Annotated in this window: 22 protein-coding genes; 11 read left to right on the top strand and 11 right to left on the bottom strand. The window is 65.5% G+C overall.

The window, feature by feature from the left end; all coding sequences use genetic code 11:
• Window positions 1-20: 20 nt before the first annotated feature.
• Both dnaN and BKA23_RS13335 read right to left on the bottom strand, forming a co-directional pair.
• Window positions 21-1,151 carry a DNA polymerase III subunit beta gene (dnaN, locus tag BKA23_RS13340; RefSeq protein ID WP_145229250.1) on the bottom strand — a complete coding sequence of 377 codons (1,131 nt, stop codon included), beginning with the start codon at window positions 1,149-1,151 and terminating at the stop codon, window positions 21-23.
• A gap of 656 nt (window positions 1,152-1,807) precedes the next feature.
• Window positions 1,808-3,343, bottom strand: coding sequence for an MDR family MFS transporter (locus BKA23_RS13335; protein ID WP_145229248.1), 1,536 nt, complete (start codon window positions 3,341-3,343; stop codon window positions 1,808-1,810).
• Window positions 3,344-3,406: 63 nt separating this feature from the next.
• Here BKA23_RS13335 and BKA23_RS13330 point away from each other — a divergent pair, with 63 nt between their 5' ends.
• On the top strand, window positions 3,407-3,994 hold the full coding sequence (locus BKA23_RS13330; RefSeq protein ID WP_145229246.1) for a TetR/AcrR family transcriptional regulator: 588 nt from the start codon (window positions 3,407-3,409) through the stop codon (window positions 3,992-3,994).
• A gap of 62 nt (window positions 3,995-4,056) precedes the next feature.
• On the opposite strand, the gene dnaA is transcribed toward BKA23_RS13330, so the two are convergent.
• Window positions 4,057-5,484, bottom strand: a complete 1,428-nt coding sequence (gene dnaA / locus BKA23_RS13325; RefSeq protein ID WP_246104652.1) for a chromosomal replication initiator protein DnaA — start codon at window positions 5,482-5,484, stop codon at window positions 4,057-4,059.
• A gap of 447 nt (window positions 5,485-5,931) precedes the next feature.
• On the opposite strand from dnaA, the gene rpmH reads away from it, so the two are divergent.
• From rpmH to BKA23_RS13285, 8 genes are all read left to right on the top strand, one after another.
• Window positions 5,932-6,069, top strand: a complete 138-nt coding sequence (gene rpmH, locus BKA23_RS13320) for a 50S ribosomal protein L34 (RefSeq protein WP_145229244.1) — start codon at window positions 5,932-5,934, stop codon at window positions 6,067-6,069.
• 31 nt (window positions 6,070-6,100) lie between these two features.
• Window positions 6,101-6,448, top strand: coding sequence for a ribonuclease P protein component (rnpA, locus tag BKA23_RS13315; RefSeq protein ID WP_145229242.1), 348 nt, complete (start codon window positions 6,101-6,103; stop codon window positions 6,446-6,448).
• Between the two features lie 8 nt (window positions 6,449-6,456).
• Complete coding sequence (yidD, locus tag BKA23_RS13310; RefSeq protein ID WP_342783615.1) at window positions 6,457-6,732, top strand: membrane protein insertion efficiency factor YidD; 276 nt, start codon at window positions 6,457-6,459, stop codon at window positions 6,730-6,732.
• Complete coding sequence (yidC, locus tag BKA23_RS13305; protein ID WP_425473778.1) at window positions 6,729-7,790, top strand: membrane protein insertase YidC; 1,062 nt, start codon at window positions 6,729-6,731, stop codon at window positions 7,788-7,790. The genes yidD and yidC overlap by 4 nt, the downstream gene beginning before the upstream one ends.
• Before the next feature lie 123 nt (window positions 7,791-7,913).
• Window positions 7,914-8,480 carry a Jag family protein gene (locus BKA23_RS13300; RefSeq protein ID WP_145229237.1) on the top strand — a complete coding sequence of 189 codons (567 nt, stop codon included), beginning with the start codon at window positions 7,914-7,916 and terminating at the stop codon, window positions 8,478-8,480.
• A 62-nt stretch (window positions 8,481-8,542) separates the two neighbouring features.
• Window positions 8,543-9,229 carry a 16S rRNA (guanine(527)-N(7))-methyltransferase RsmG gene (gene rsmG, locus BKA23_RS13295; protein ID WP_211841738.1) on the top strand — a complete coding sequence of 229 codons (687 nt, stop codon included), beginning with the start codon at window positions 8,543-8,545 and terminating at the stop codon, window positions 9,227-9,229.
• Window positions 9,230-9,364: 135 nt separating this feature from the next.
• Window positions 9,365-10,606, top strand: coding sequence for a ParA family protein (locus BKA23_RS13290; protein ID WP_425473777.1), 1,242 nt, complete (start codon window positions 9,365-9,367; stop codon window positions 10,604-10,606).
• 112 nt (window positions 10,607-10,718) lie between these two features.
• Complete coding sequence (locus BKA23_RS13285) at window positions 10,719-11,873, top strand: ParB/RepB/Spo0J family partition protein (RefSeq protein ID WP_145229233.1); 1,155 nt, start codon at window positions 10,719-10,721, stop codon at window positions 11,871-11,873.
• A gap of 113 nt (window positions 11,874-11,986) precedes the next feature.
• Here BKA23_RS13285 and BKA23_RS13280 read toward each other — a convergent pair whose 3' ends face one another.
• Together BKA23_RS13280 and BKA23_RS13275 are read right to left on the bottom strand one after the other, a co-directional pair.
• Complete coding sequence (locus BKA23_RS13280; protein ID WP_145229231.1) at window positions 11,987-12,922, bottom strand: exodeoxyribonuclease III; 936 nt, start codon at window positions 12,920-12,922, stop codon at window positions 11,987-11,989.
• 141 nt (window positions 12,923-13,063) lie between these two features.
• Window positions 13,064-14,041, bottom strand: coding sequence for a LacI family DNA-binding transcriptional regulator (locus BKA23_RS13275; protein ID WP_145229229.1), 978 nt, complete (start codon window positions 14,039-14,041; stop codon window positions 13,064-13,066).
• Between the two features lie 150 nt (window positions 14,042-14,191).
• Here BKA23_RS13275 and BKA23_RS13270 point away from each other — a divergent pair, with 150 nt between their 5' ends.
• Together BKA23_RS13270 and BKA23_RS13265 are read left to right on the top strand one after the other, a co-directional pair.
• Window positions 14,192-15,676: a purine-cytosine permease family protein gene (locus tag BKA23_RS13270; protein ID WP_145229227.1), complete on the top strand. Its 1,485-nt coding sequence runs from the start codon at window positions 14,192-14,194 to the stop codon at window positions 15,674-15,676.
• On the top strand, window positions 15,673-17,286 hold the full coding sequence (locus BKA23_RS13265; protein ID WP_145229225.1) for an amidohydrolase: 1,614 nt from the start codon (window positions 15,673-15,675) through the stop codon (window positions 17,284-17,286). The genes BKA23_RS13270 and BKA23_RS13265 overlap by 4 nt, the downstream gene beginning before the upstream one ends.
• A gap of 147 nt (window positions 17,287-17,433) precedes the next feature.
• Here BKA23_RS13265 and trxA read toward each other — a convergent pair whose 3' ends face one another.
• The 6 genes from trxA to BKA23_RS13235 form a co-directional block, all read right to left on the bottom strand.
• Entirely contained in the window at window positions 17,434-17,763 is a 330-nt protein-coding gene (gene trxA, locus BKA23_RS13260; RefSeq protein WP_145229224.1) for a thioredoxin, read from the bottom strand.
• Window positions 17,764-17,849: 86 nt separating this feature from the next.
• A complete protein-coding gene (gene trxB / locus BKA23_RS13255) occupies window positions 17,850-18,827 on the bottom strand; it encodes a thioredoxin-disulfide reductase (protein WP_145229222.1) in 978 nt (325 codons plus the stop codon).
• A gap of 331 nt (window positions 18,828-19,158) precedes the next feature.
• Window positions 19,159-19,494 (bottom strand): hypothetical protein, encoded by a 336-nt coding sequence (locus BKA23_RS13250; protein ID WP_145229220.1) that lies wholly within the window; start codon window positions 19,492-19,494, stop codon window positions 19,159-19,161.
• A 75-nt stretch (window positions 19,495-19,569) separates the two neighbouring features.
• Window positions 19,570-20,376, bottom strand: a complete 807-nt coding sequence (locus BKA23_RS13245) for a hypothetical protein (RefSeq protein ID WP_145229218.1) — start codon at window positions 20,374-20,376, stop codon at window positions 19,570-19,572.
• A gap of 139 nt (window positions 20,377-20,515) precedes the next feature.
• Window positions 20,516-21,085: an RNA polymerase sigma factor SigM gene (sigM, locus tag BKA23_RS13240; RefSeq protein WP_425473776.1), complete on the bottom strand. Its 570-nt coding sequence runs from the start codon at window positions 21,083-21,085 to the stop codon at window positions 20,516-20,518.
• A complete protein-coding gene (locus tag BKA23_RS13235; RefSeq protein ID WP_145229216.1) occupies window positions 21,082-22,827 on the bottom strand; it encodes a protein kinase family protein in 1,746 nt (581 codons plus the stop codon). The genes sigM and BKA23_RS13235 overlap by 4 nt, the downstream gene beginning before the upstream one ends.
• Between the last annotated feature and the right edge of the window lie 111 nt (window positions 22,828-22,938).

Below are 22,938 nucleotides of genomic sequence, written 5' to 3'. Positions count from 1 at the left end.
GTACATCACGTCAGGGTGAATCAGCTCGCGAAGCGCACCGGCATCAGCACATAGCGGTAGGACTCGTCGGCGTCGCCCTCGGCCTCCGCCTGACCGGACAGAACGGCGGGCCGAGACGGCTGGGTGAAGGACAACCGGGCGTATGCCGTGCCGATCGCGCCGAGGCCGTCGAGCAAGAACTGCGGGTTGAACGCGATCTCGAGCTCAGGCCCGGTCAGCGTCGCCTCGACCGCCTCGGACGCCTGGGCGTCGTCGCCCTGGCCCGCCTCGATCGCCACCTGACCGTCGGTGAAGCGCAGCCGGACGGGGGTGTTGCGCTCGGCAACCAGAGAGACGCGCTTGACCGCATCCGCGAGCGCACTGGTCTGGATGACGGCCACGGTGTCGACGCTGGTCGGGAAGATCGAGGTGACCTTGGGGTATTCGCCATCCAGCAGGCGCGTGGTGGTGCGGCGCTGTCCGGCCTCGAAACCGACCAGGCCTTCACCACCGGCGGCCGACCCGAGCGCCACCTGCACGGATCCGGAGGCGCCGAGTGCCTTGGCTGTGTCAAGCAGGGTGCGTGCCGGGATGAGCGCGACGTGCTCGGCATCGGAAGTCGATGGGTTCCAGGTCAGTTCGCGTAGTGCGAGGCGGTAACGGTCGGTGGCCAGCAGGCTCAGCTTGTCGCCGTCGATCTCGACGCGCACCCCGGTGAGGATCGGCAAGGTGTCGCCCTTGTCGGCGGCGATGGCGACCTGGGCCACGGCCTGGGTGAAGACGTCGCCCTCGACCGATCCGGTTGCTTCCGGCGAGGTGGGCAATGTGGGGTAGTCGGCGGTCGGCATCTGATGAAGCGAGAACCGGCTCGATCCGCAGGTGACCTCGACCTTGTTGCCGTCGGCGGAGATCGTCACCGGCTTGGCCGGCAACGAACGCGAGATCTCGGCGAGCAGACGCCCGAGAACCAGCACCTGACCCGGCTCGTCGACCTGGGCATCGACCGTCACCTTGGCCGACACCTCGTAGTCGAAGGCACTCAGGGTCAGGCCGTCCGGGCCGGCGTCCAGCAGTACTCCGGCGAGCACCGGCACCGCGGGGCGGCTGGACAGTCCACGGACAGCCCAGGTCACGGCTTCGGCCAGGACATCGCGTTCGACGAGGAGCTTCACGTGCCAACCATCCTTGCTAGTGCGCTCACGAGGGAGCCGTTCAACGAGTGCGGAACCGTCACTGCCACCTTGTCGAAGTGGTGCGTCGACGGCACGAGTGTCCATGGTCAGTGGCCATACGTGCAGCCGACCCTAGTCGGCTCGACGCACCCACCGCCATACGGGTACGTGTCGAGCGTGGTGGGTGTCATCGACTGGCGGATCCTCGCTCATCGGCCTGTTAATCACCGGTCGGCTGGGCGCGAAACTGCAGATTGATCACGTTGGTAGTCGTCATAGCAGTTGTGGAAACTGTGGAGAACAGCCTCTGGGCCCGGTATGACGCTGATCTGTGCTGGGCATATCCGGTGGGCGACGACTGTGCGTGAACACGGGTGGCTGTGGGTGCCCGATCTGTGTCCACACGCCGTCCCCAGACAAGCGACCCGCAAACGTCCTGATGTTCACACCGCGAGGGTTGTTGCACACATGGTGCTGTGGGCGAGCACACCGGGCAGCGTCGACCGCGGCCTCGAATTCGAACGAAGTTACGCACAGTGTTATCCACACATTGGGGACAACGCACCGAACACGGGTGTGGAATGCGCACGGTGTCCTCGCCGGGTGAACGTCGGATGAACCTTGCATGTAACTGCGACTACTGCGGTATGACGGGGTCAGGGACGTTCGCCGACGACATTCACACGGGATTCAGCTGCCACATCAACCTCATTGTTATCCACAGATTCTGGGGATAACGCTGTGCCTCTCTGTGGATGGGGTGCGCTGTCGGCAGCCGCCGGCGGTGGGCTCGAGGGCAGTGCGAGCGACAACAGCATGCCGAGGAGGGTCAGAGCGGTCGCCCACCAGAAGGCCGCATGGAACCCCGGAGTCACCGACTGCGTCGTGGCCGACGTCCGGGTGTCGAGCAGAACCATCGCAAGAACGGCCGTTCCGAACGAGCCGCCGATCTGCTGGGCGATGCGGGTGATGATGCTCGCGTCGGGGATCTGCTCGTTGCGCAACCCCTGGAATCCGATCGCCATGACCGGAACCGTCGCGACACCCAGGCCGATGCCGCGCAGCAGCAGCACCCCCATCAGCCACAGGACCGAGGTGTGGGCATCGGCATATGCAAAGGGCACGGTGCCGGCAGCGGCGAGCAGGAATCCCGCGACCGCCAGCCAGCGGGCGCCCATCGTGTCGAAAAGACGTCCGGCCGTGCTGCGGCTGATCAGCGTGCCGATGCCCTGGGGGATCAGCAGCATGCCGGTCATCAACACGCTCTGACCGCGCAGCTCCTGGAAGAACAGCGGCAGCAACAGCATTGCGCCATACAAACTCGCACCGGACAGGAACAGCAGGATCGAGGACGAGGTGAGCGGCCAATGCCGCAGCAGGGTCAGATCGATCAGCGCTCGGCCGCGGCGGTGCAATGCCCAACCGACGAATGCCGCGAGCAGAATTCCACCGAGCACGAGCGGAAAGACCACGTCGGTGCGGCTGAACCCGCCCGCCTTGCTGACATTACTGAGGCCGTAGAGCAGTCCGACGAAGGCTGGTGCCATCAGGACGAAGCCGATGCCGTCGATGCGATGGCGCGAGATCGGTGGATCCGCCGGGAGGTACCTCAGGGCCAAGGCGATGCCGGCGACGCAGAAGGGGACGTTGATCCAGAACATCCACGACCAGTGCAGGTGCTCCAGAATGAATCCACCGATGACCGGCCCGAGAATCGGCCCGAGGACGGCCGGCAGACCGGCCACCGACATGATTCGCCCGAGTTGGCGGCCGCCGGCAGCCTGGATGATGAGTGTCGAGGTCAGCGGCACGATGATGCCGCCGCCGATCCCCTGCACGACGCGGAAGGCGATCAGGCTGGTGATGTTCCACGACACGCTGCTGAGCACTGAGCCGGCAAGGAAGATCGACAGCGCGAGGATCCACAGTCGTCGGCCGCCGAGGACCCGTTGTGCCCAGGCTGCGATCGGGATCGTGACGCCCATGGCCAGGAGGTATCCGGTGCTGACCCATTGCACGGTGGCAACCGAGGTGTGGAGCGAGACAGTGAGCGTTCGCAGCGCGACCGAGACGATGGTTGTGTCGAAGAGGACGGCGACGGCTCCGAGGAGGACGACGCCCAAAATGCGCCATACGGCAGGATCGATCGGAGCCGGTTCGGTCCTAGGGGAAGGTGAGGAAAGTCGTGACATTGGAATCCTTAAGAGACGATATGTATCTTACAAACAGTGAAGCACTGTTTGATAGGAAACGCAATGTCTCTTAAAGAGAGTGCATCGGGGCGTCGTCGACGCGGCAACGAGTTGCAGGAGGCACTGCTCGACGCCGCCTGGGCGGAACTCACCGAGCGCGGGTATGACGATTTCACGATCGAGGCGGTGGCCGATCGGGCGAGCACCAGCCGTGCGGTGATCTATCGACGCTGGTCGGCCAAGCCGGACCTGGTGCGCGCGGCGCTCGTTCACTATGTCTCGCGCGAGACCCTGGGCTCGGTGGACACCGGGAGCCTCCGCGGAGACCTCTTGGCGATGCTGCGGCGCGCGAACGAGTTGCGGGCGCCCGTCGTGACGCTGATCGTGACCCAACTGGGGGCCTTCTACCGCGAGGCCGATGCCACCCTCGCCGACGTCAGACACGAGATGACCGGCAGTGATGTGGTGCTCAACGAGATCTTCGAACGAGCAGTGGCACGGGGTGAGGCGGACCCGGCGAAGTTGACCCCGCGAGTGCGGGCGGTGACCTTCGATCTGTATCGCAACGAGGTCCTCATGACGCAGCAGCCGCAACCCGAGGAGGTCCTGGTGTCGATCGTCGACGAGGTCGCACTGCCGTTGGTGCGCTGACTGGTGTGTGGTGGATGTCGAGCGCCTTGATCCTGGGGTGCAACGACCCGCGCGCGACCGACTCAGGCGGTGTTGCGTCGAATCTGCGTCGTCAACTCGCTGATCTGCTCGTACAGATGAGCGCGCTCGCCCATCAACTGCCGGATCTTGCGATCGGCGTGCATGACCGTGGTGTGGTCACGCCCACCGAACTGCTGGCCGATCTTCGGCAGTGACAGGTCGGTGAGTTCGCGGCACAGGTACATCGCGATCTGCCGCGCGTTCACCAGCGTGCGCGACCGGGACGACCCGCACAGCTCCTCGATGCTGACGTCGTAGTACTTCGCGGTCTGGCTCATGATCGTCGTGACGGTGATCTGCCCGGCACTGGCGCTGGGCATGAGGTCCTTGAGCACGTGGGTCGCGAGTTCGGACGTCACCTTCTGGTTGGAGACCGAGGCGTATGCCGTGACTCTGATGAGCGCGCCTTCGAGCTCGCGGATGTTGCTGGGCACCTTGCTGGCGATGAGGCTGAGGACCTCGTCCGGCGTGCGCATCGACTCCGCGTTGGACTTCTTGCGCAGGATCGCGATGCGGGTCTCGAGATCCGGCGGCTTCACATCGGTGATCAGGCCCCATTCGAAACGCGAGCGCATGCGCTCCTCGAGACCGGACAGCATCTTCGGCGGCTGGTCGGAGGTCAGCACGATCTGTTTGTCGCTGTTGTGCAGCGCGTTGAAGGTGTGGAAGAACTCCGTCTGGGTGCTCTCCTTGCCCTGCAGGAACTGCACGTCATCGATGAGCAGCACGTCGACGTTGTCGCGATAGCGCTTCTGGAAGCCGAGGGCGTCGCCCTCGCGGATGGAGTTGATGAAGTCGTTGGTGAACTCCTCGGAGTTCACGTATCGCACGCGCATGTGCGGGTAGTACTCACGCACGTAGTTGCCGATGGCGTGCAGCAGATGGGTCTTGCCGAGCCCGCTGTCGCCGTAGACGAACAGCGGGTTGTACGACCGAGCGGGGGTCTCCGCGACTGCCTGAGCCGCTGCACACGCGAACCGGTTGCCGGCACCGATGACGAAGGTGTCGAAGGTGTACTTCGGATTCAGCCGAGCGTTCTGCATGCTGACGACGTTGTCGGGAACCGGCTGCCGCTGGGATTGAACCGTCGCGGCCGAGGCGAACAGGTCCTCCGGCTCGTCCTGTGCCAACGGGGGCAGTTCGCTGTGGTCGTCCTCGGCGGGCCGCAGGTTCTCATCGACCGTGACAGCGAGCCGTACGGTGCGATCCAACCGCTCGCCGAGTGCCCGGCACACCGGTGCGTTCAGCGTGGTCTCGACGAACTTCTTGGTGTTGTCGAAGGGCACTGCGAGCAGAGCGGTGTCACCGACGAGACCGACGAGGCGAGCAAGACGCAGGTATCCGCGGTCACGAGCAGGTATGCCGGAATCCTCGATCGCAAGAAGTGCTCCGTGCCAGACGTGGGCCAGATCGATGTCCGGTTCGCTCACGACAGTGGTTCCTCCTGTTGCGATAGCTGCTGCAGATCCTGTGCGGTGGTGCTCCAGCGTGCCATGGTAGGCGCATTGTCCACAGAGTTATCCACAGGGTGTGCATAGAGGAGGAGCGGTCGCGGAAGCGTTGACGCTAACAACTCCGGGGCTCGCGCGGCAAGCCGAGAAGATTAAAAATTTGGTCTCGTCGGCGTGTCGAGTGGCACGCGCGACTCAAGAGACTCCACGCCATTCGTGATCAGTACGACCGAGGGCCGTCATGCTCAGTTTGACCATGCCGAGCGGGCGCCCGTATCGTAGATCGGAATCTTCTTCGTCCCACCATGCCCTGGCGCGGCTGACGCTGCCTGGCCGGTGGTCGACTCGCGCGATCGCGGGTCGCAGGGCGAAGACACTGACCTGCACGATCGGGCAATCCCGCCCGGCCAGTTCGACGGAGACAACGTGAGCAAGCGCACCTTCCAGCCCAACACCCGCCGCCGCGCCAAGACGCACGGCTTCCGCCTTCGCATGCGTACCCGCGCCGGCCGCTCGATTCTGTCAGCACGCCGCGCCAAGGGCCGCGCCAAGATCTCGGCCTGATCTCCTCGTTTTCTGCGGGAGGCGAGCGGTGATGCTGCCTTCGACTCATCGACTGCGCGACAGTGCGGATTTCTCCGCAGTGTTGCGCAGTCGTCGTTCCGGACGTGCCGCCAGTCAGCTTCTGGTGGTGTCGATGCGGGACACCGGAAATCCGGCATCCCGCGTCGGCCTCATCGTGTCCAAGGCAGTCGGGAACGCTGTCGTCCGCGGCCGTACCAAGCGAGTTCTGCGGCACCTGATGGCCGCCCGGATCAGCGACCTGCCGATCGGCACCGACGTCGTGATACGTGCCAATCCGGCGGCTGCCGCTGGTTCGTCGGCGATGCTGGGCGCCGAGTTGGACCGACTGCTCCCGCGGGCACTCGATGCGAGCAGATGAGCCGACCGGTGAACGTCCGCAGAGTGCTCGCACTGCCGCTGATCGGCATGGTGCGGGTCTATCAACTGTTGCTGTCACCACTGCTGCCACCGACCTGCCGTTTCACGCCGAGCTGCTCGGCATACGCCATCACGGCACTCACACGCTTCGGTCCCGTCAAGGGCAGCTGGCTGGCGGTTCGCCGCATCGCCCGCTGTCACCCCTGGAACCCTGGCGGCGTCGACCACGTTCCGCCTAAGGCACCTGCGGACGGTCAGTCCCGCCGGACTGCTCCGCTCAACTGAAGGACTGCGCCATCTACAACTTCTTCGACACGATCCTCTACCCCCTCGAATGGTTCGTTGCCTTCGTGATGGTGGGTTTCCACCGGATCTTCACCACCATCGGCATGCCGGCGGCCAGCGGCTGGACCTGGGGTCTGTCGGTCGTCGGCCTGGTCATCGTGCTGCGAATCCTGCTGATTCCGCTGTTCGTCAAGCAGATCAAATCGTCGCGCCGGATGCAGCTGATCCAGCCTGAGATTCAGAAGATCCAGGCGAAGTACAAAGGCAAGAAGGACGCCGAGTCTCGTCAGAAGATGACTGAAGAGACGATGGAGCTGTACAAACGCACCGGCACCAACCCGTTCTCGTCCTGTTTGCCGATTCTGCTGCAGTCACCGTTCTTCTTCGCGTTGTTCCGGGTCCTGGACCGCCTGAAAGACATCGGCTCCGGACACCACAGCCCGATCGGCTGGATGACCAAGGAGCTGGCCGGTCAGGCCGAGAAATCGACGCTGTTCAACGTGCAGTTGTCCTCGGCGTTCCTGCACCCGGGAGACTCGCCGGTCGCCTCGGTACGTCTGCTGTCGGCAGTGCTGATCGTGATCATGTCGCTCACGGTGTTCACCACCCAGCACCAGTTGATGCGCAAGAACATGCCGGCATCGGCTCTGGACAACCCACTGGCGAAGCAGCAGAAGTACCTGATGTACATCATGCCGGTCTTTTTCGCGATCACCGGTGTGAACTTCCCCATCGGTGTGTTGCTCTACTGGGTGACCACCAACCTGTGGACGATGGGCCAGCAGTTCTACACGATCCGCCGTATGCCGGCGCCCGGCTCAGCCGCGGAGCGCGCCCTCGAGGCACGTCGCCAGGCCAAGGGCAAGCCGATCACTAAGCTGACCATCCCCGGTCTGCACAAGGAAGGCGCTGAGGTCGGCGACATCGCCATCGATCTGGGTAAGACTCCGCCCCCGGCTGCCGCGCCCGGGTTGGCCACGCCGTCAGGCTCGGCCGCCGGCAAGAACTCTGGGCAGCGAGTGCAGCCCAAGCGAACCAACAAGAAGCGCAAACGCTGACCGCTCTGCGCTGAACCAACCGCGTGATCTGCACACAGGTTTGCTGCGGGTGCAGCTCCGCCATACAGCTCAAGAGGTGCTGCGTACCGGATGGACGCGGCCGAAGAAACGGGAGTTTTCGACATGACTGACGTGACCACGACGCCGGACACGGACGAGATCGATCAGGTGACTGACGACGTCGCAGCGCAGGGCGAGGAGCGCGACGCGGCAGGGCCGGTGTCGCTGGATCGTGAGGGTGAGATCGCGGCCGACTTCCTGGAGACTCTGCTCGACATCGCTGACCTCGACGGCGACATCGATGTCGACGTCGACGGCGACCGTGCCTCTGTGTCGATCGTCGACTCCGAAGACGGCCGAGTGCCACGTCGCCTCGTGGGACACGACGGCAAGGTGCTGGACGCGTTGCAGGAACTCACGCGCCTTGCCGTGCAGGCGGAGACGGGTCAGCGCAGCCGCCTCATGCTCGATGTCGCGGGTTTCCGTGCTGAGCGTCGCGCCACTCTCGTGGCGTTGGCCGAGTCCGCGGTCGCCAAGGCGCGCGAGACCGGACAGCGGGTGGCATTGGAACCGATGACCGCATTCGAGCGCAAAGTTGTCCACGACGCTGTGCTCGCAGGGGGACTCGGATCTGAATCCGAGGGCGTCGACCCGCGGCGTTATGTCGTCGTGGTGCCGACCGCCGACTGAGGTGGTTTCACGTGGAACAGGGGCCTGACGCGGACGCGCAGCTGCCTGTCGGGGTTGCTCCAGTGGCTCCACCTGCGGCTTCCCAGATCTTCGGCGATCGATTCGGACTTGCCGAGCGGTATGTCGCACACCTTGCCGACACTGGTGTGAGTCACGGACTGCTGGGGCCGCGCGAGGCGCCGCGCCTGTGGTCGCGTCACGTCTTGAACTGTGCTGTCGTGACTGAGTTGATCGGACAGGATCAACTTGTCGCAGACGTCGGCTCGGGAGCCGGACTGCCTGGGCTCGCCATGGCCATCCGACGGCCGGATCTCCAGGTCGTGCTGATAGAGCCGCTGTTGCGGCGGGTCACCTGGTTGCAGCGGGTCGTGGATGATCTCGAGTTGAGCAACGTCGTGATCGAGCGCGGTCGTGCCGAACAACTGTGGGACGCCATCGGACCAGTGGATGTGGTCACCTCACGCGCCGTTTCGGCGTTGGACAACCTTGCGACCTGGTCGGCTCCGCTGCTGCGACCCGGTGGCGTCATGCTCCCGATGCGTGGATCGTCGGCGGCGGCCGATGTCGAGCAGAGCGAGAAGGTGCTGGCTGCCGTGGGCGTGACAGGTGCGGATGTCGTGGAATGCGGGGCGCAATGGTTGGATGAACCCACGACAGTGGTTCGGCTGACGGTCGGCAGACCGCAGCGGTTGTCCAAGAGCGGTGCAGCTTCGAAGAAGTCGAAACGCTCGCGTCGCGCGCGACTGTGAAACGAGTGGTGGTGTTGCCGTCCGACTCGATGGTGGGTGACCCGCGCTCGGTGCATCGATCTACCGGCATCAGCTGTTCTGGCCGATTCAAACGACAGCTTCCGCCCAACAAATATCAGGAGAAGACGCGTGACGATGCCGACCGCAGACGTGGCTCAGCCGACAGGATGGCCGGTGCCTGATACGTCGTCTTCCGCGCAGCCGGTCGGCTGGCGCCCGGTCGCCACCGCTCCCATCTCGCGTGTCGTCGCGACGATTGAGGTCGCCACTTCACCGGCCTCGGCCGGTGTTGTTTCCCGTGAAACATCCGCACAGCAAGGTGCTGGGTCGACTCAGCACTCCGATGCGCCGCAGCCCACGGCTGACGCCGATTCTTCGTCCGCCGCGACCAGCGGATCGCGACCGGCGCCGGCAGAGGCCACCGGCGCGTCCGGTGATGTGGCGCCTGCTGCCCCCGTAGAAGCAGCGTCCTCACCGCCGGCTCCGCGCGCACAAGCAACTACATCGGATTCACCACTGGCCGAGGCACTGATGCGCGAGAACGAACGCCGCCGGCGGGTGGAGCAGACGCAAATCCACCGTCCTGCGGTGCCGCGCGTCATGACCGTGGCAAACCAGAAGGGCGGGGTGGGCAAGACCACCACGACGGTGAACATTGCCGCTGCACTCGCCCAGGCCGGCCTTCGCGTGCTGGTGATCGACATCGATCCGCAGGGCAATGCCAGCACAGCACTCGGGATCGACCACCATGCCGATGTTCCGAGCATCTACGACGTGGTCGTCGAGGGTGCCGCGCTCGCCACGGTCGTGCAGGAGTGTCCTGACGTGCCGGGTCTCTGGTGCGCTCCGGCGACGATCGATCTTGCCGGCGCCGAGATCGAGCTGGTCTCCCTCGTTGCACGGGAGTCGCGACTAAAACGGGCGATTGATGCCTTTCAGCAGGACGCCGGTCCGGATCAGCTGTTCGACTATGTCCTTGTCGACTGCCCACCGAGCCTTGGTCTGTTGACCGTGAACGCCTTCGTCGCGGCCACAGAGGTCTTCATCCCGATCCAGTGCGAGTACTACGCACTCGAAGGATTGAGCCAACTTCTGACCAACATCGAGTTGATCCGCGCTCATCTGAATCCCACGCTGCACGTGTCGACGATCCTGATGACGATGTATGACGCACGGACTCGGCTGTCGTCGCAGGTGGCCGACGAAGTGCGCGCGCATTTTCCGAACGAGGTGCTGAAGGTCTCGGTGCCGCGGTCGGTGCGGATCTCGGAAGCACCCAGCCATGGGCAGACCGTGCTGACCTATGATCCGTCGTCCAGCGGTGCGCTGTCGTATCTCGAGGCGGCGAAAGAACTAGCGCTCCGAGCCTCTTCGTAGCACCACATCTGCGCACCCCGCGCCGCACTTCTCGAGTTATTGATCCGACGCAGGACCACTAGGATTCCGACATGATGACTTCTCTGCCGTGCGTAGTTGCGGGGTGCTCACTGTGAGCGACAAGCGACGCGGGTTGGGTCGCGGCCTCGGGGCACTGATACCGACAGCACCGGCCACCACCGGCGCCTCGCGCCCGTCGGATGTCTTCTTTCCTGAAGCTCCGAGCGGCGACGGTTTCACGGGAAACAATCATGCGAGCGTCCCGGATGCCGCAGCGGGCACCGATGGCTCGACATCAGAGGGTGCAGCTGGCCACGGGACGGCCGAGCAGCACGTCAGATCCACACCTGCCGGCGCGGTGGGATCTGGTCGCAGCGATGGTTTCACGGGAAACATTGCCGATGGGGCCGACCATGAAGCTTCAGTCACGCCCAGTTCTGAGCTCGCCGCCGTTCCGGGCGCACAGTTCGCAGAGTTGGATGTGCTCAGCATCCGGCCCAACCCACGTCAGCCGCGGACAGTCTTTGACGAGGACGATCTCGCGGAATTGGTGCACAGTGTGCGAGAGATCGGGGTGCTGCAGCCGATCGTCGTTCGTGCCATCGACGCAGAAGACGTCACCGATGACGGGGTGCGTTTCGAGCTCATCATGGGTGAGCGCCGGCTCCGTGCAACCCGTGAAGCAGGTTTGTCCTCGATTCCGGCGATCATCCGCAGCACCAGCGACGACGATCTGTTGCGGGATGCGTTGCTGGAGAACCTGCATCGCTCACAACTCAATCCGCTCGAGGAAGCTGCGGCATACCAGCAGTTGCTCGACGACTTCGCCTGCACCCACGAGCAACTCGCCGGTCGGATCGGTCGCTCGCGCCCGCAGATCACCAACACGATGCGCCTGTTGAAGCTGCCCCCTTTGGTGCAGCGTCGCGTGGCTGCTGGTGTGTTGTCCGCCGGCCACGCACGTGCGTTGCTCGGGCTGCCGGATGCCGCCGCGATGGAGCGGTTGGCACAACGGATCGTGGCCGAAGGCCTCTCGGTGCGCTCGACCGAAGAAATCGTGGCGCTTGGCGGGGACAGCACCAAGCCGAAGAACATTGCCCGCTCGACCGAGCGCGATCCGCGCTTGGACGATCTCGCCGCGTCACTCTCGGACCGGCTCGACACGCGAGTCAACATCGCCATGGGCAAACGACGTGGAAAGCTGACCGTGGAGTTCGCGGGCGTCGACGATCTCGAACGTATCCTGGGGCAACTCAGCGCGAAATAGCCTCTGGCGCAACACATTTGGACTCCATTACCGTGTGACGGAGTGACTCGCGCAGGGAGCGACCCGCCGAGCGCGGCGAGTCATTTCGTGATATCGGAGTCAGCGGACCATGCTCAGCGCAGGTCGTAGTCGACGACGACCGCAGCATGGTCGCTGCGCCTCGCAGCACGATGGGTCTCACGTTCGACGACTGCGGTGACTGCCGAGTGAGCGAGCGTCGGAGTCGCCAGGTGGTAGTCGATGCGCCATCCGGTGTCGTTCTCGAAGGCTCGGCCCAGCCAGCTCCACCAGGTGTACGGGCCCTGCACATCAGGATCAAGCTGGCGCATCACGTCGATCAACCGTCGCGGACCCAACTGCTGGTCGAACCACGCGCGCTCTTGCGGGAGAAATCCCTCGCTGCGCTGCTGTCTGCGCCAGTTGGCGACGTCCAGTGGTCCATGGGCGATGTTGAGATCCCCGACAAGAAGGAACTCCCGGCCAGATCTGAGAGCAGCGCGCCGGGATGCGCCCAGCTGACGCTGAAAGCCCTTGACAAAGCTCATCTTTCGCGCGTAGCGAGCACCGCCGTCGGGTTTCTCCCGCATTCGTCCTGGTCTCTGCAAATCCGACGGTAGGCCGCCCTTGGGCAGGTACAACGACGCGACCGTGACGGGCCGATCCGCCAGATCCACCTCGATGTAGCGACCTTCCATGGCGAACGGCCGCAGCTCGCGCGCCAGTGGCACGGATTCAGTCTGTAGCTCAGTGGCAGTTGGTTGGTCGGTCCAAAGGTGTTGTGCTTCAACGGAATACGCAGCTCCATTCCACGTCCGAACGGCGACAGGTCGCGTTCGAGTCAGGATCGCGACGCCATTGCGGCCCGGCAACGAGCCCGGGTCGTAGGACGCGTGATAGCCCCGGAAGGCGCCCACCGGCAGGGCGTCGACGGGACAGCGCACCTCCTGCAGGGCGACGACATCGCAGTCACGCTGCTCAAGCCAGTCCCCGAAGCCGCGTCGATGTGTCGCCCGGATCCCGTTGATGTTGAAGCTCGCGACACGCAGCACGAGGCCAATCTACGTGTGGTTGAAACATGTCGGGCGCAGGGGGCCGATGTGCAGGCAACGACAGTTCGGTGTCAAAGACGCTGAGGTGCAACGAGATTCGCGTCATACATGTCGAACCAGTCGAGCATTGGGTCCCGAGGTTCAGCGGGTGGTGGAGGCGCGGATCCGCAATTGCGGGGTGACGGTGCGGGCCGGTTCGGCGGGGCGGTCGAGCAGCAAGTGGCCGGCCGCGCGCCCGATCTCGCGTGGCCGCAGATCCAGCGCGGTCACGTTGGTCTCGAGCGCGAGCAGGTCCGGTGCATCGACCGAGCACGCGATCAACAGGTCGTCGGGAACGCGGCGACCGAGGCGATGAGCACTCGCCAGCGCGCTCGCAGCGAGGCCCTCATGGCAGACGAGCAGCCCCTCAGCCCACCCGTCCGCCAGCAGGGCACGGATCTGGTCGCGGGCCTGCGCCGGCGGCACAGCAAAAGGAATGATCGCCCGGCGCACCTCCAGATCGTTCGACTCGGCCCACCTATCGACCGCCTGAGCCACATTGCGTCCCCACCACAGCACCGGATCAACGGTGACAGCGGCGATCCGCTCGGCTCCGGCGGACCGCAGATGGTCGAGGGTCGCGCCGATACTCACGGTGGTGTCGCTGTCGATGGCCCACATGTCGTCGGGCAGGGGTTCGTCCGGAGCCTCACAGAACACAGCAGGCAGGTGAGCGTCCCGAAGTCGTTGCAACACAACGTCATTCGTCCGCGGCTCGGCGATGATGACCGCATCGATCGCCAGCTCGGTCAACTGGTTCGCAGTGGTCGCCGGAGGGATCAGCGACAGACCGGTGGAGGCATCCAGCAGCACCTCTGACGCACCGATCATCAACTCGCTGTAGAACGTGAAGTTCAGGCTCACCGGCGGCAGCACCAGGCCCACCGAGCCGAACGTGCTGCGTCGCAGGTTTGCCGCGAGCGGATTCGGCTGATATCCCAGCAGGCGCACCTGCTGCTGTACGTTCTCGCGAGTCTGCGCCCGGACCCGGCCGTTGCCACTCAGCACGTGCGAGACGGTGGTGGTCGACACTCCCGCAGCTCGGGCCACGTCCCGGATCGTCACGCGTTGCCGTCCCATGAGCGCCACAGTACGGCCCCAAGGTGGTTTCGCCGAAACCCTTGCCAAAACGATTTGGCAACCATTAGCGTCAGCGGTCAACCGCACATACCTCGCCAACCTCGCCGGAGCCGTGCCCGCGAGTCCGGCCGTCAGAACAGGGACGCACCCATGTCAGAAGAGGTTCTCGCCCAACCGGGTCAACCGGGTCAGTCCGTCGAAGCCGCCGGGCGCGTCGAGCGTCGCTCGATCGACGTCGTGCCGCTGGAAGAGCGTCACGGCAATCTGCGCAGCATGGGCGCGGTCTGGTTCGTCGCCAACATCAACCTCACGGCGATGGCGACCGGAATCGTCTGTCTGGCTCTCGGCAATTCGCTGTTCTGGACTCTCGTCGCCATCGTGGTGTGGTCCTTCTTCGGCACGATCTTCATGGCCTTCCACTCCACGCAGGGCCCGCATCTGGGTCTGCCCCAACTGGTCCAGTCGCGACCGCAGTTCGGCTACATCGGCGCAGCGATCACAGTCTTCGTCTTTGCACTCGCCAACTACATCGCCTACAACACCTCCGACGCCCTGCTGTCCAGCGATGCGGCGCACAGCGTGCTGCACGTGCCGCTGTGGCTCGGATATGTTGTCGCCGCAGGGGTCGCCGCGGTCATCGCGATCTTCGGTTACGACCTGATCCACAAGATCAATCGAGTCCTGACCGTTCCGGTCATCGTGCTGATGATCTTTGCCACCATCGCCGCCTTCGCGACAGGACACATCACGTCGTCGATGCTCGCGCCGGGGCACTTCCACCTCGCGCCGTTCATGACGACACTCGCCATCGTCGGCGGCTTCCAGCTGGGCTGGGCGCCATACGTCTCGGACTATTCGCGCTACCTGCCGCCGTCGGTCGGCACCAAGGCGAGCTTCTGGTGGACCTTTCTGCCCAGCTCGTTGTCCGCGATCTGGGTCTTCGGCCTGGGCGCACTCGTGGGAGCCGGAACCGGCGAAGCGGACCTGGTGCCGGCACTTCAGAAGGCGGGTAACGACCTCTTCACCGGCGGCGGCGACATCATCGTGGTCGGCCTGCTCGTCGGACTACTGGCCGTGATGGCGATCAACCAGTACGGCGGCAGCCTGACGATGCTGTCGATCGCCAGTACGTTCAAACCGTTCACTCCTGGTCGGCGTGCCCGCGTCGCCACGGTGCTGGCGATGGCGGTCATCGTCTGGCTGATCTCCGCCGTCGTGGGCGAGAGCAACTTCGACTCGTTCTACGCCAGCGCGCTGACCTACCTTGCCTACGCATTCACCCCGTGGACGGCGATCAACCTGGTCGACTTCTTCTTCGTGCGGCGAGGTGTCTATGCGGTCAGTGACATCTTCAAGCCGAACGGTGTCTACGGCCGGTGGGGCTGGCGTGGCACCGCGACCTATCTCACGACGATCGTGGTGATGCTGCCCTTCATGGTCAACCCGGGCTACTACACCGGATTCATTGCGAAGAAGCTTGACAGCGTTGACTATTCGATCGGCATCGGCCTGGTCGTCGCTGCCGCGCTCTATTGGGCTCTGACCCGCAGCCTTGACCTGAGCAAGGAGCGCGAGCTCGCAGCATCCGACCCGCTCTATGTCACCCACGACCTTCGGGAAGGCAGCGAGGTATGACGTCGGCCGATCTGGTGATCACCGGTGCGCCGGTGTGGACCGCCGACGCAGCCCGCAGTTGGACCGACGCGGTCGCCATACGTTCCGGGGTCGTCGTCGCACTCGGTGCTGCCGACTGCGCGACCATAACAGGCGCGAAAACCCAGCAACTGCAGCTGGATTCGGGGATGGTCGTTCCTGGATTCCAGGACGCCCACGTCCATCCACCCTTCGCGGGCCGGAATCTGGACAACGTCGACCTGTCAGGTGTCGCCGGGCTCCGGGCGTACCTCGAGGCGATCGGCAGGTATGCCGCGGAGCATCCTGAGCGCGAGTGGATCGTCGGTGGCGGCTGGGCGCTGGAACACTTCCCCGGCGGGCTGCCGCGCAAGGAGGACCTCGACGCAGTTGTGCCGGACCGGCCGGTCTTCCTGTTCAACAAGGACGTGCACGGCGCCTGGGTGAATTCCGCCGCGCTACGGCGAGGCGGCATCGACGCCGCGACCCCCGACCCGGTCGGCGGACGCTACGAGCGCGACGCGATGACCGGCGAACCGACCGGCATGCTGCAGGAGGGCGCTGCCTATTCATTCGAGGCGGATGTGGTCCCGGCCCCATCGACGCAGGAGTGGGCCTCGCACATCCTGCGGGCCCAACGTCATCTGCACTCGTTGGGCATCACCGGCTGGCAGGACGCCTGGGTCACGCCGGCGACCCAGGCGGCATACGAGCGCATCGCGACCGACGGGCGCCTCACCGCCCGTGTCGTCGGTGCACTGTGGTGGGACCGGCATCAGGACATCAGCCAGATCGAAACGCTCGTCGAACGGCGCCGCGTCACCGGCAGCTTCCACGCCACCTCGGTCAAGATCATGGTCGACGGCATCGTCGAGAACGGCACCGCCGCGATGCTGGAGCCCTACTGTCGGCACGACCTGGGTGAACACCCCAACGGCCTGACGTATGTCGATGCTCTTGACCTGCAGCGCGCGGTCACACGGCTGGACGCCTTGGGCTTCCAGGTGCACCAGCACGCGATCGGCGATGCCGCGGTCCGGGCGGCACTGGACGCGGTCGAGGCGGCGCGAAAGACCAATGGTGCCAGTGATCACCGGCATCACATCGCGCACGTCCAGGTCGTCAACCCGGTCGATCTGCCGCGCTTTCGCGAACTGGGAGTCGTGGTCAACTGCCAGACCTACTGGGCTCAGAACGAGCCGCAGATGAAGGAACTCAACATCCCGGCGCTGGGTCCGCAACGGTCCGCGCAGATGTATCCCTTCGCCTCCATCGCGGCATCCGGCGCGGTGCTGGCCATGGGCTCCGACTGGGGCGTGACCACTGCGGATCCGCTGGCGCAGATCGAGGTCGCCGTGCACCGGGTCGACCCCGGCGCTCGTGACGAGGAACCCTTCCTGCTGCACGAGGCACTGTCGCTCCCGGCCGCGCTCGCGGCCTTCACCGCCGGATCGGCATACGTCAATCACGACAGCGACGGCGGCACGATCACCGTGGGCAAACGCGCCGACCTGGCCGTGCTCGACACCAACATCTTCGACGCCGGTGTCCGTCCGGCCGACGCGACGGTGACGCACACGATTGCCGCCGGCCGGTTCGTCCACGGCGGCTGATCGACCCGAAAGGCCAGAGCGTCACGACGGCGGCACGGCATACAGAAAACGCTCGAAAACCGTTGACAGACAACGAAACCGGCGGGCGACATACAGCAGCTGTATGTCGCCCGCCGGTCTCGACGTGCGGTGGTGCGAGGGCTCGGGTCAGCCGATGAAGGCTTCGAGCTCCTTGACCAGCTTCGGCTTCGGCATCACGCCGACGATCGTCTTGACGACCTCGCCGTTCTGGTAGACGTTCAGCGTCGGAATGCCGGTGATGCCGTACTTCTGCGAGGTCTGCGGGTTGTCGTCGGTGTTGAGCTTGACGACGGTCAGCTTGTCGCTGTGGGCCGCGGCGATCTCGTCGATGACCGGTGCCAGCGCCTTGCACGGGCCGCACCAGGGCGCCCAGAAGTCGACGAGAACCGGCTTGTCACTCTTGAGGACATCTGCCTCGAAGGTGGCGTCGGAGGTGTCCTTGGTGGCTGCACCCATGATGGATGTCCTTTCGGTTGATGGCTGGGAATATGAAAACTGTTGTGTGACAGGCGTTCTGGTGAATCCGACAGCTACGTCGCCGCTCAGACCACCACGGCCTGCTCGGACTCCGGCAGTGGCACCTCGGCAACACTGACGTGCGCGAGGTAGCGCTCGGCGTCGAGTGCGGCAGCACACCCGGAGCCTGCAGCGGTGATCGCCTGACGGTAGGTGTGGTCGACCAGGTCACCGCAGGCGAAGACACCCTCGAGGTTGGTCGCCGTGGTGCCGTGCCCGACCAGCACGTAACCCTCGTCGTCAGTGTCCACCTGACCGGTGACAAGCTCGTTGCGCGGCAGATGCCCGATGGCCACGAAGACAGCGCTGGTGTCCTGCTCGCGCGTCTCACCGGTGACGGTGTCGCGCAGCGTCACCGAACTGACCTTCGGGTCGCCGTGGATCGCGGTGATCTCGCTGTTCCAGGCGAACGAGATTTTGTCGTTGGACTTGGCCCGGTCGGCCATGATCTTGGAGGCGCGCAACTCGTCACGACGGTGCACCAGCGTCACCGACGAAGCGAACCGGGTGAGGAAGCCTGCCTCTTCCAGTGCGGAGTCCCCACCGCCGACGACCATGATGTCCTGACCGCGGAAAAAGGCACCGTCGCAGGTGGCGCACCACGAGACGCCGTGACCGGACAGCCGCTTCTCATCGGGCAGGCCCAGCTCGCGGTATGCCGATCCCATCGCCAGGATCACCGCGTGCGCCTCGTGGACTGTCCCCTCACCGTCGGTGACCCGCTTGACCGGACCGGTCAGGTCGACCGCGGTGACATCGTCGCGCACGAGTTCGGCGCCGAAACGCTCCGCCTGGGCGCGCATCTGCAGCATCAGGTCCGGGCCCATGATGCCCTCGGCGAAGCCCGGGAAGTTCTCGACCTCGGTGGTGTTCATCAGCGCGCCGCCGGAGGTCACCGAACCTTCGAAGACCAGAGGGGCCAGGTTGGCACGCGCGGCATACACGGCGGCGGTGTAACCCGCCGGGCCGGAACCGATGATGATGACGGTGCGAGGCTCGCTCACTGATTCACTCCAAAGCAGATGACGAGAGCCGGATCGCCCGGCTCATGCAGCACAACAGATCGTAGGCGGCGGATGTTCCCCGCTCGTCATGAAGCCCGGGTCAACAGGTGCGTCGCGAAATCACAGGTTCGGATCGACGCGGCTTGGGGGCGTGTCTCCCTATCCACTTCATGGTGGCGCCAGTCGGATGGGATCAAGTTCTACGGCGTCGCGGTGTCGGGGGTGTCCAAGGACGAGCAGCGGGCGAGACTTGGCGGCTGCTGCCGTCGAGCTCGGGTGGTTGGGGGCACCCGCTTGGGCGACGACCAACATGCACGCCTTAGCTCTGCTGCTACTCAAGAGTCATTGGACGATTCGATGGCAAACGCTCTCGAAGAGCAGACCAATACGCGCTCTCCCAGACATCCGGATTCTGGTCATATTTGCGAGCCGCGTCCAGATAGCGTTTATAAGCGAGCCGCGCGTTCTCATCGTTCCATGGCTGAACCGCGCATGCGTTGAGTTCTTGAGCGCCGAGGTGCACGATCTCGTCACGGTACTCGGTCACTGCTCGCAGCATCCACTCTTCATGGTCAGGGAGGACCGCTGCCGAATCGAGATACTCGCGCCACCGACTATCGAGCTCAGCGCGGAGCGGATCCGCGCCATGTCGCATGTCAGCCTGCATCTTCCAAGTGTATGAAGGTCCCGAATGGTGCAGTTCTTGAATGTCTTCTCCGCACTACCTATTAGGACATACGCCCTAGATAGTGCGCGGGGCCACGAGCGGCGCCTGCGACTCGCTGCAGGTCGTCGACACCGCGAAGGCCGTGCGCACACTGCCCTTGGTCACCACGACGATGACCGCGGGCTTCCCGTCGTATGTCGCAAGGTCCACCCGCACCTTGTCGGGGTGGTCGAGCAGCGAGGTGCCGATGGCGCCCACGCAGGCGATGATGCCCTTCGGCGAGGCCAGCGAACCGAACTGCGCGATCTGCGCCGGGTCGGGCGAACGCACCGGTGAGGCTGCCATCGACGCCGCCTGCTGGTTGAAGTCCGCAGCCGTGTAGTTGATCGAGCTCGCCGAGACCTGGGTGACCGCAGCCACCTGATCGGGGTCGACGTGGCCGGTGCCGGCGGTGGACGGTGCGGCGGTCGTGGGCGCGTTGTTGCCACCGAGCGAGTTCACGCCGACCACCGCGACCGTGCCGACCACGGCGGCCGCGACCAGTCCGCCGACGACCTTCAGCCAGCGGTTGTTGCCCCCGGCCGAGCGGATGTCAGTTGGGGCATCGGTGGTCCGGGCATCAGGGGTCGGGGCGTCGGCGGACTCGGCGGAGCCCTCTGTGGGGCCTGCCGCGGGGGTGGCCGGCACACGGGCGGCAGGCAGGCGTGTCAGCGGAGTGACGTTGCCCGAGGGTGGCCGGGCGGATTGTTCCTGGGCGAGCGCGGCGAGGATGCTGTCGCTGACGGCAGCGGGCATCGGACCCGGGTCGGGCTGGGCGCGCAGCAGCGCTCCCATGCCGGTCGGGTCATTCTCGAACTCGTCGTGCGTCGGCGGCGTCGTCACGGCCTTCCTCCAGTCTGGGTAAGAGGTGAGACGACGGATGCCAGGAGGTGGTTCCATCGCGCACTGGTGGCACACGACGGGTGGGATTCCAACATCAGTCCCTGCTCCGACGCACGCACTCGCCGGTTGGTTCCACGCATCACGCACCGCCTTGCAGATATGCCCCGCCGTGCTGATCCCGGAGCAACTCCGCGAGGGCGGAACGGCCGCGTGCGCAGCGCGACTTGACGGTCCCCTCAGCGACTCCGAGCGCCACCGCAGCCTCAGCGACCGACAGACCCTCCATGTCGACGAGGGCAAGCGCAAGCCGCTGCCCTTCGGGGATCTTGCCGAGCGCCTCCTGCACGTCCAGACGAACCACCGTGCTGCTGTGGGCGTCGCGCCGGTCGGCCAGGTCGTACTCGGGCAACTCACTGGTGGGCTTGATCCGTCGTAACCGGTCGAGGCAGGCGTTGACGACGATGCGGTGCAGCCAGGTGGTGACCTGCGCATCGCCGCGGAAGGAGTCGGCCCGTCGGAAGGCGGAGATGAATCCGTCCTGCACCGCGTCCGCCGCAAGTTCGGGGTCGCGGCAGGTGCGAAGTGCGACCGCCCACATCCTGTCCTTGTGCCGACGGAACAGTTCGCCGAACGCGTCCGGGTCGCCGGCGCAGTGCGCAGCCAGCAGCTCGCGGTCGCCACGCTCGGCGAGCGGGACCTGCAGACTCACGAAGTCACCTGGATCTCGTTGATCTTCTCGCGGTACTCCCCGTTGGGCTGCTGGCTCAGCTGGGTCACCCAGACGATGATGTACTGCCCCTTGGCGCCATTGGCCTGCGCGGTCTGAGTGCCGGAGCCGGTGAGCGTGGCGACCGGGGTCTGCCCCTGAACGGTGTCCTTCTCGTCGGTGACGAACACCTGGATCGTCGACGGGCCACCGGTCGTGGTGATCTTGACCGATCCGACCGTCCGGTCGCCACCGAGATTCAGCAGCAGGCCGACGCCGCTCTTGAGCCCGCCGAACGAGCTGGTGGCGTAGTGGTAGCTGCGCCAGTACGTCGACTGGTTGCCGTCGATGGCCAGCTGTGCGTAACCGGGGTAGTCGCCTCCGCCGGTGCCGTAGGCGCTGATAGCGGTCGGCGTGATGACCGTGGCGGTCGGCGACGGGGTCGCCGACGGGCTCGACGACGACCTGCTCGATGACGGCGCCGAAGCTGACGGGGTCGTCGCTGCCTTCCCGGAACTGCCGATGCCGTGCAGACCGATTGCCGCGAGCGCGATGGCGACGATGACCATCACAGCGACGAACAGCAGCGCCATACGGCTGGATTGCTTGTCGGGTTCGAAGTGACCCTGCAGGAGCGGAACCGGGGGCTCGAGCTCTTCGAACGACGGGTCGTAGTCGCGCCGGTCGTCGCGCGGTCGCACGGCCGTGCGCTCGCGGGCAGACGCGATCGCCGCCTTGGGGATCATTGCCGTCTCGTCGGCATCGAGCCCGGGCACGGCACCGACCATGGTGTCGTCGGCAGTCGATCGTGCTGTATGCCGCTGTGTGTCGTCGGTCGCGCCACCCGGTCGCCCGGTGGAGGCGCCGGTCGTCCCGGCGCCTGCTCCACGGGAACCAGGCCGCGCGGCCGGAAGGCGTGATTCGGACGGTCTGCTGCCGACGCTGCGCGTCCCTGCTGCCGGCCGGACACCGTCGCTGTGTACACGTTCGGCCGACCACGGAGACAGCTGCCGCGCGAGTTCGCCTGGTGTGCGGGGACCTTGGTCATCGCCCAGAGCGGTGCGGCAGAGGGTGTCGAGATCGCCGGGCACACCGCTTGCGAGTTCGCTGGGCAGCGGCAGCTCGCCGTCGACGCGACGCTCGACCGTCGGCAGGTCGGCCACGTCGCCCTCTCCTGGCCAGCGACCGGTGAGACCGGCGTAGACGATGCGCACCAGGGCGAGCGTGTCGGCTCGCGACGCCTGCTCGGAACCCAGATCGTCGGCACCGGAGAGCGCGGCGTCGGTGGGCAGACCGAGCACCGACACGGAGCCGTCCGGTGATCGCACGATGTCGTGCGGGGTGAGATGCAGGTGGTGCAGGCCACGGACGCTCGCGGCAGCGAGTCCACCGGAGGCCTCACCGATCAGGCGGCGGACCTCCTCCGGCGGCAGGGTGCCGAATTGCAACAGGGCCGTCATCGACTCGGCTCCGTGCAGCGACTCGGTGATGACGTATGCCGTGCCGTCCTCGCTGCCGACATCGAGCACGCGCGGGAAGTGGTGGTCCTCGACGCCGGCAGCTCGCCGTGCGCTGTCGAGCGCTGCTTCGGCGTACGGCCCGGACGCATCGAAGACGGTCGCGGTGACGTCGCGGTCGAGGGTTCCGTCGGTCGCCATCCACAGGGCGTTGCCGCCACGATCCGTCAGCTTGCGGGTCAGGGTGTAGCGCCCCGCCAGCACGGTGTCCTCGCCGATGCGCTGCACTGCAGAATCGCTCCCGTCATACCCCGTCGGTCGATCGGCGGGGCCAGTCTGCTGGTGTCCGCCCCTGCCGCGCCGGACGACGTGACGGGAGGCTGTCCCGGGCCATCTTAG

It is taken from the genome of Rudaeicoccus suwonensis (genome assembly GCF_007829035.1).
In the GTDB taxonomy this organism is placed as follows: domain Bacteria; phylum Actinomycetota; class Actinomycetes; order Actinomycetales; family Dermatophilaceae; genus Rudaeicoccus; species Rudaeicoccus suwonensis.
Note: the sequence above shows the minus strand (reverse complement) of the source record. Positions and strands in the feature narration are given on the sequence as shown.

Bases quoted from the DNA above. Each gene is read 5' to 3' on its own strand.
- BKA23_RS13335 (WP_145229248.1), bottom strand. From the start codon at position 3,343: ATGTCACGACTTTCCTCACCTTCCCCTAGGACCGAACCGGCTCCGATC.
- BKA23_RS13330 (WP_145229246.1), top strand. From the start codon at position 3,407: ATGTCTCTTAAAGAGAGTGCATCGGGGCGTCGTCGACGCGGCAACGAG.
- rnpA (WP_145229242.1), top strand. From the start codon at position 6,101: ATGCTGCCTTCGACTCATCGACTGCGCGACAGTGCGGATTTCTCCGCA.
- BKA23_RS13300 (WP_145229237.1), top strand. From the start codon at position 7,914: ATGACTGACGTGACCACGACGCCGGACACGGACGAGATCGATCAGGTG.
- BKA23_RS13290 (WP_425473777.1), top strand. From the start codon at position 9,365: ATGCCGACCGCAGACGTGGCTCAGCCGACAGGATGGCCGGTGCCTGAT.
- BKA23_RS13275 (WP_145229229.1), bottom strand. From the start codon at position 14,041: ATGGGACGGCAACGCGTGACGATCCGGGACGTGGCCCGAGCTGCGGGA.
- BKA23_RS13270 (WP_145229227.1), top strand. From the start codon at position 14,192: ATGTCAGAAGAGGTTCTCGCCCAACCGGGTCAACCGGGTCAGTCCGTC.
- BKA23_RS13265 (WP_145229225.1), top strand. From the start codon at position 15,673: ATGACGTCGGCCGATCTGGTGATCACCGGTGCGCCGGTGTGGACCGCC.
- trxA (WP_145229224.1), bottom strand. From the start codon at position 17,763: ATGGGTGCAGCCACCAAGGACACCTCCGACGCCACCTTCGAGGCAGAT.
- BKA23_RS13250 (WP_145229220.1), bottom strand. From the start codon at position 19,494: ATGCAGGCTGACATGCGACATGGCGCGGATCCGCTCCGCGCTGAGCTC.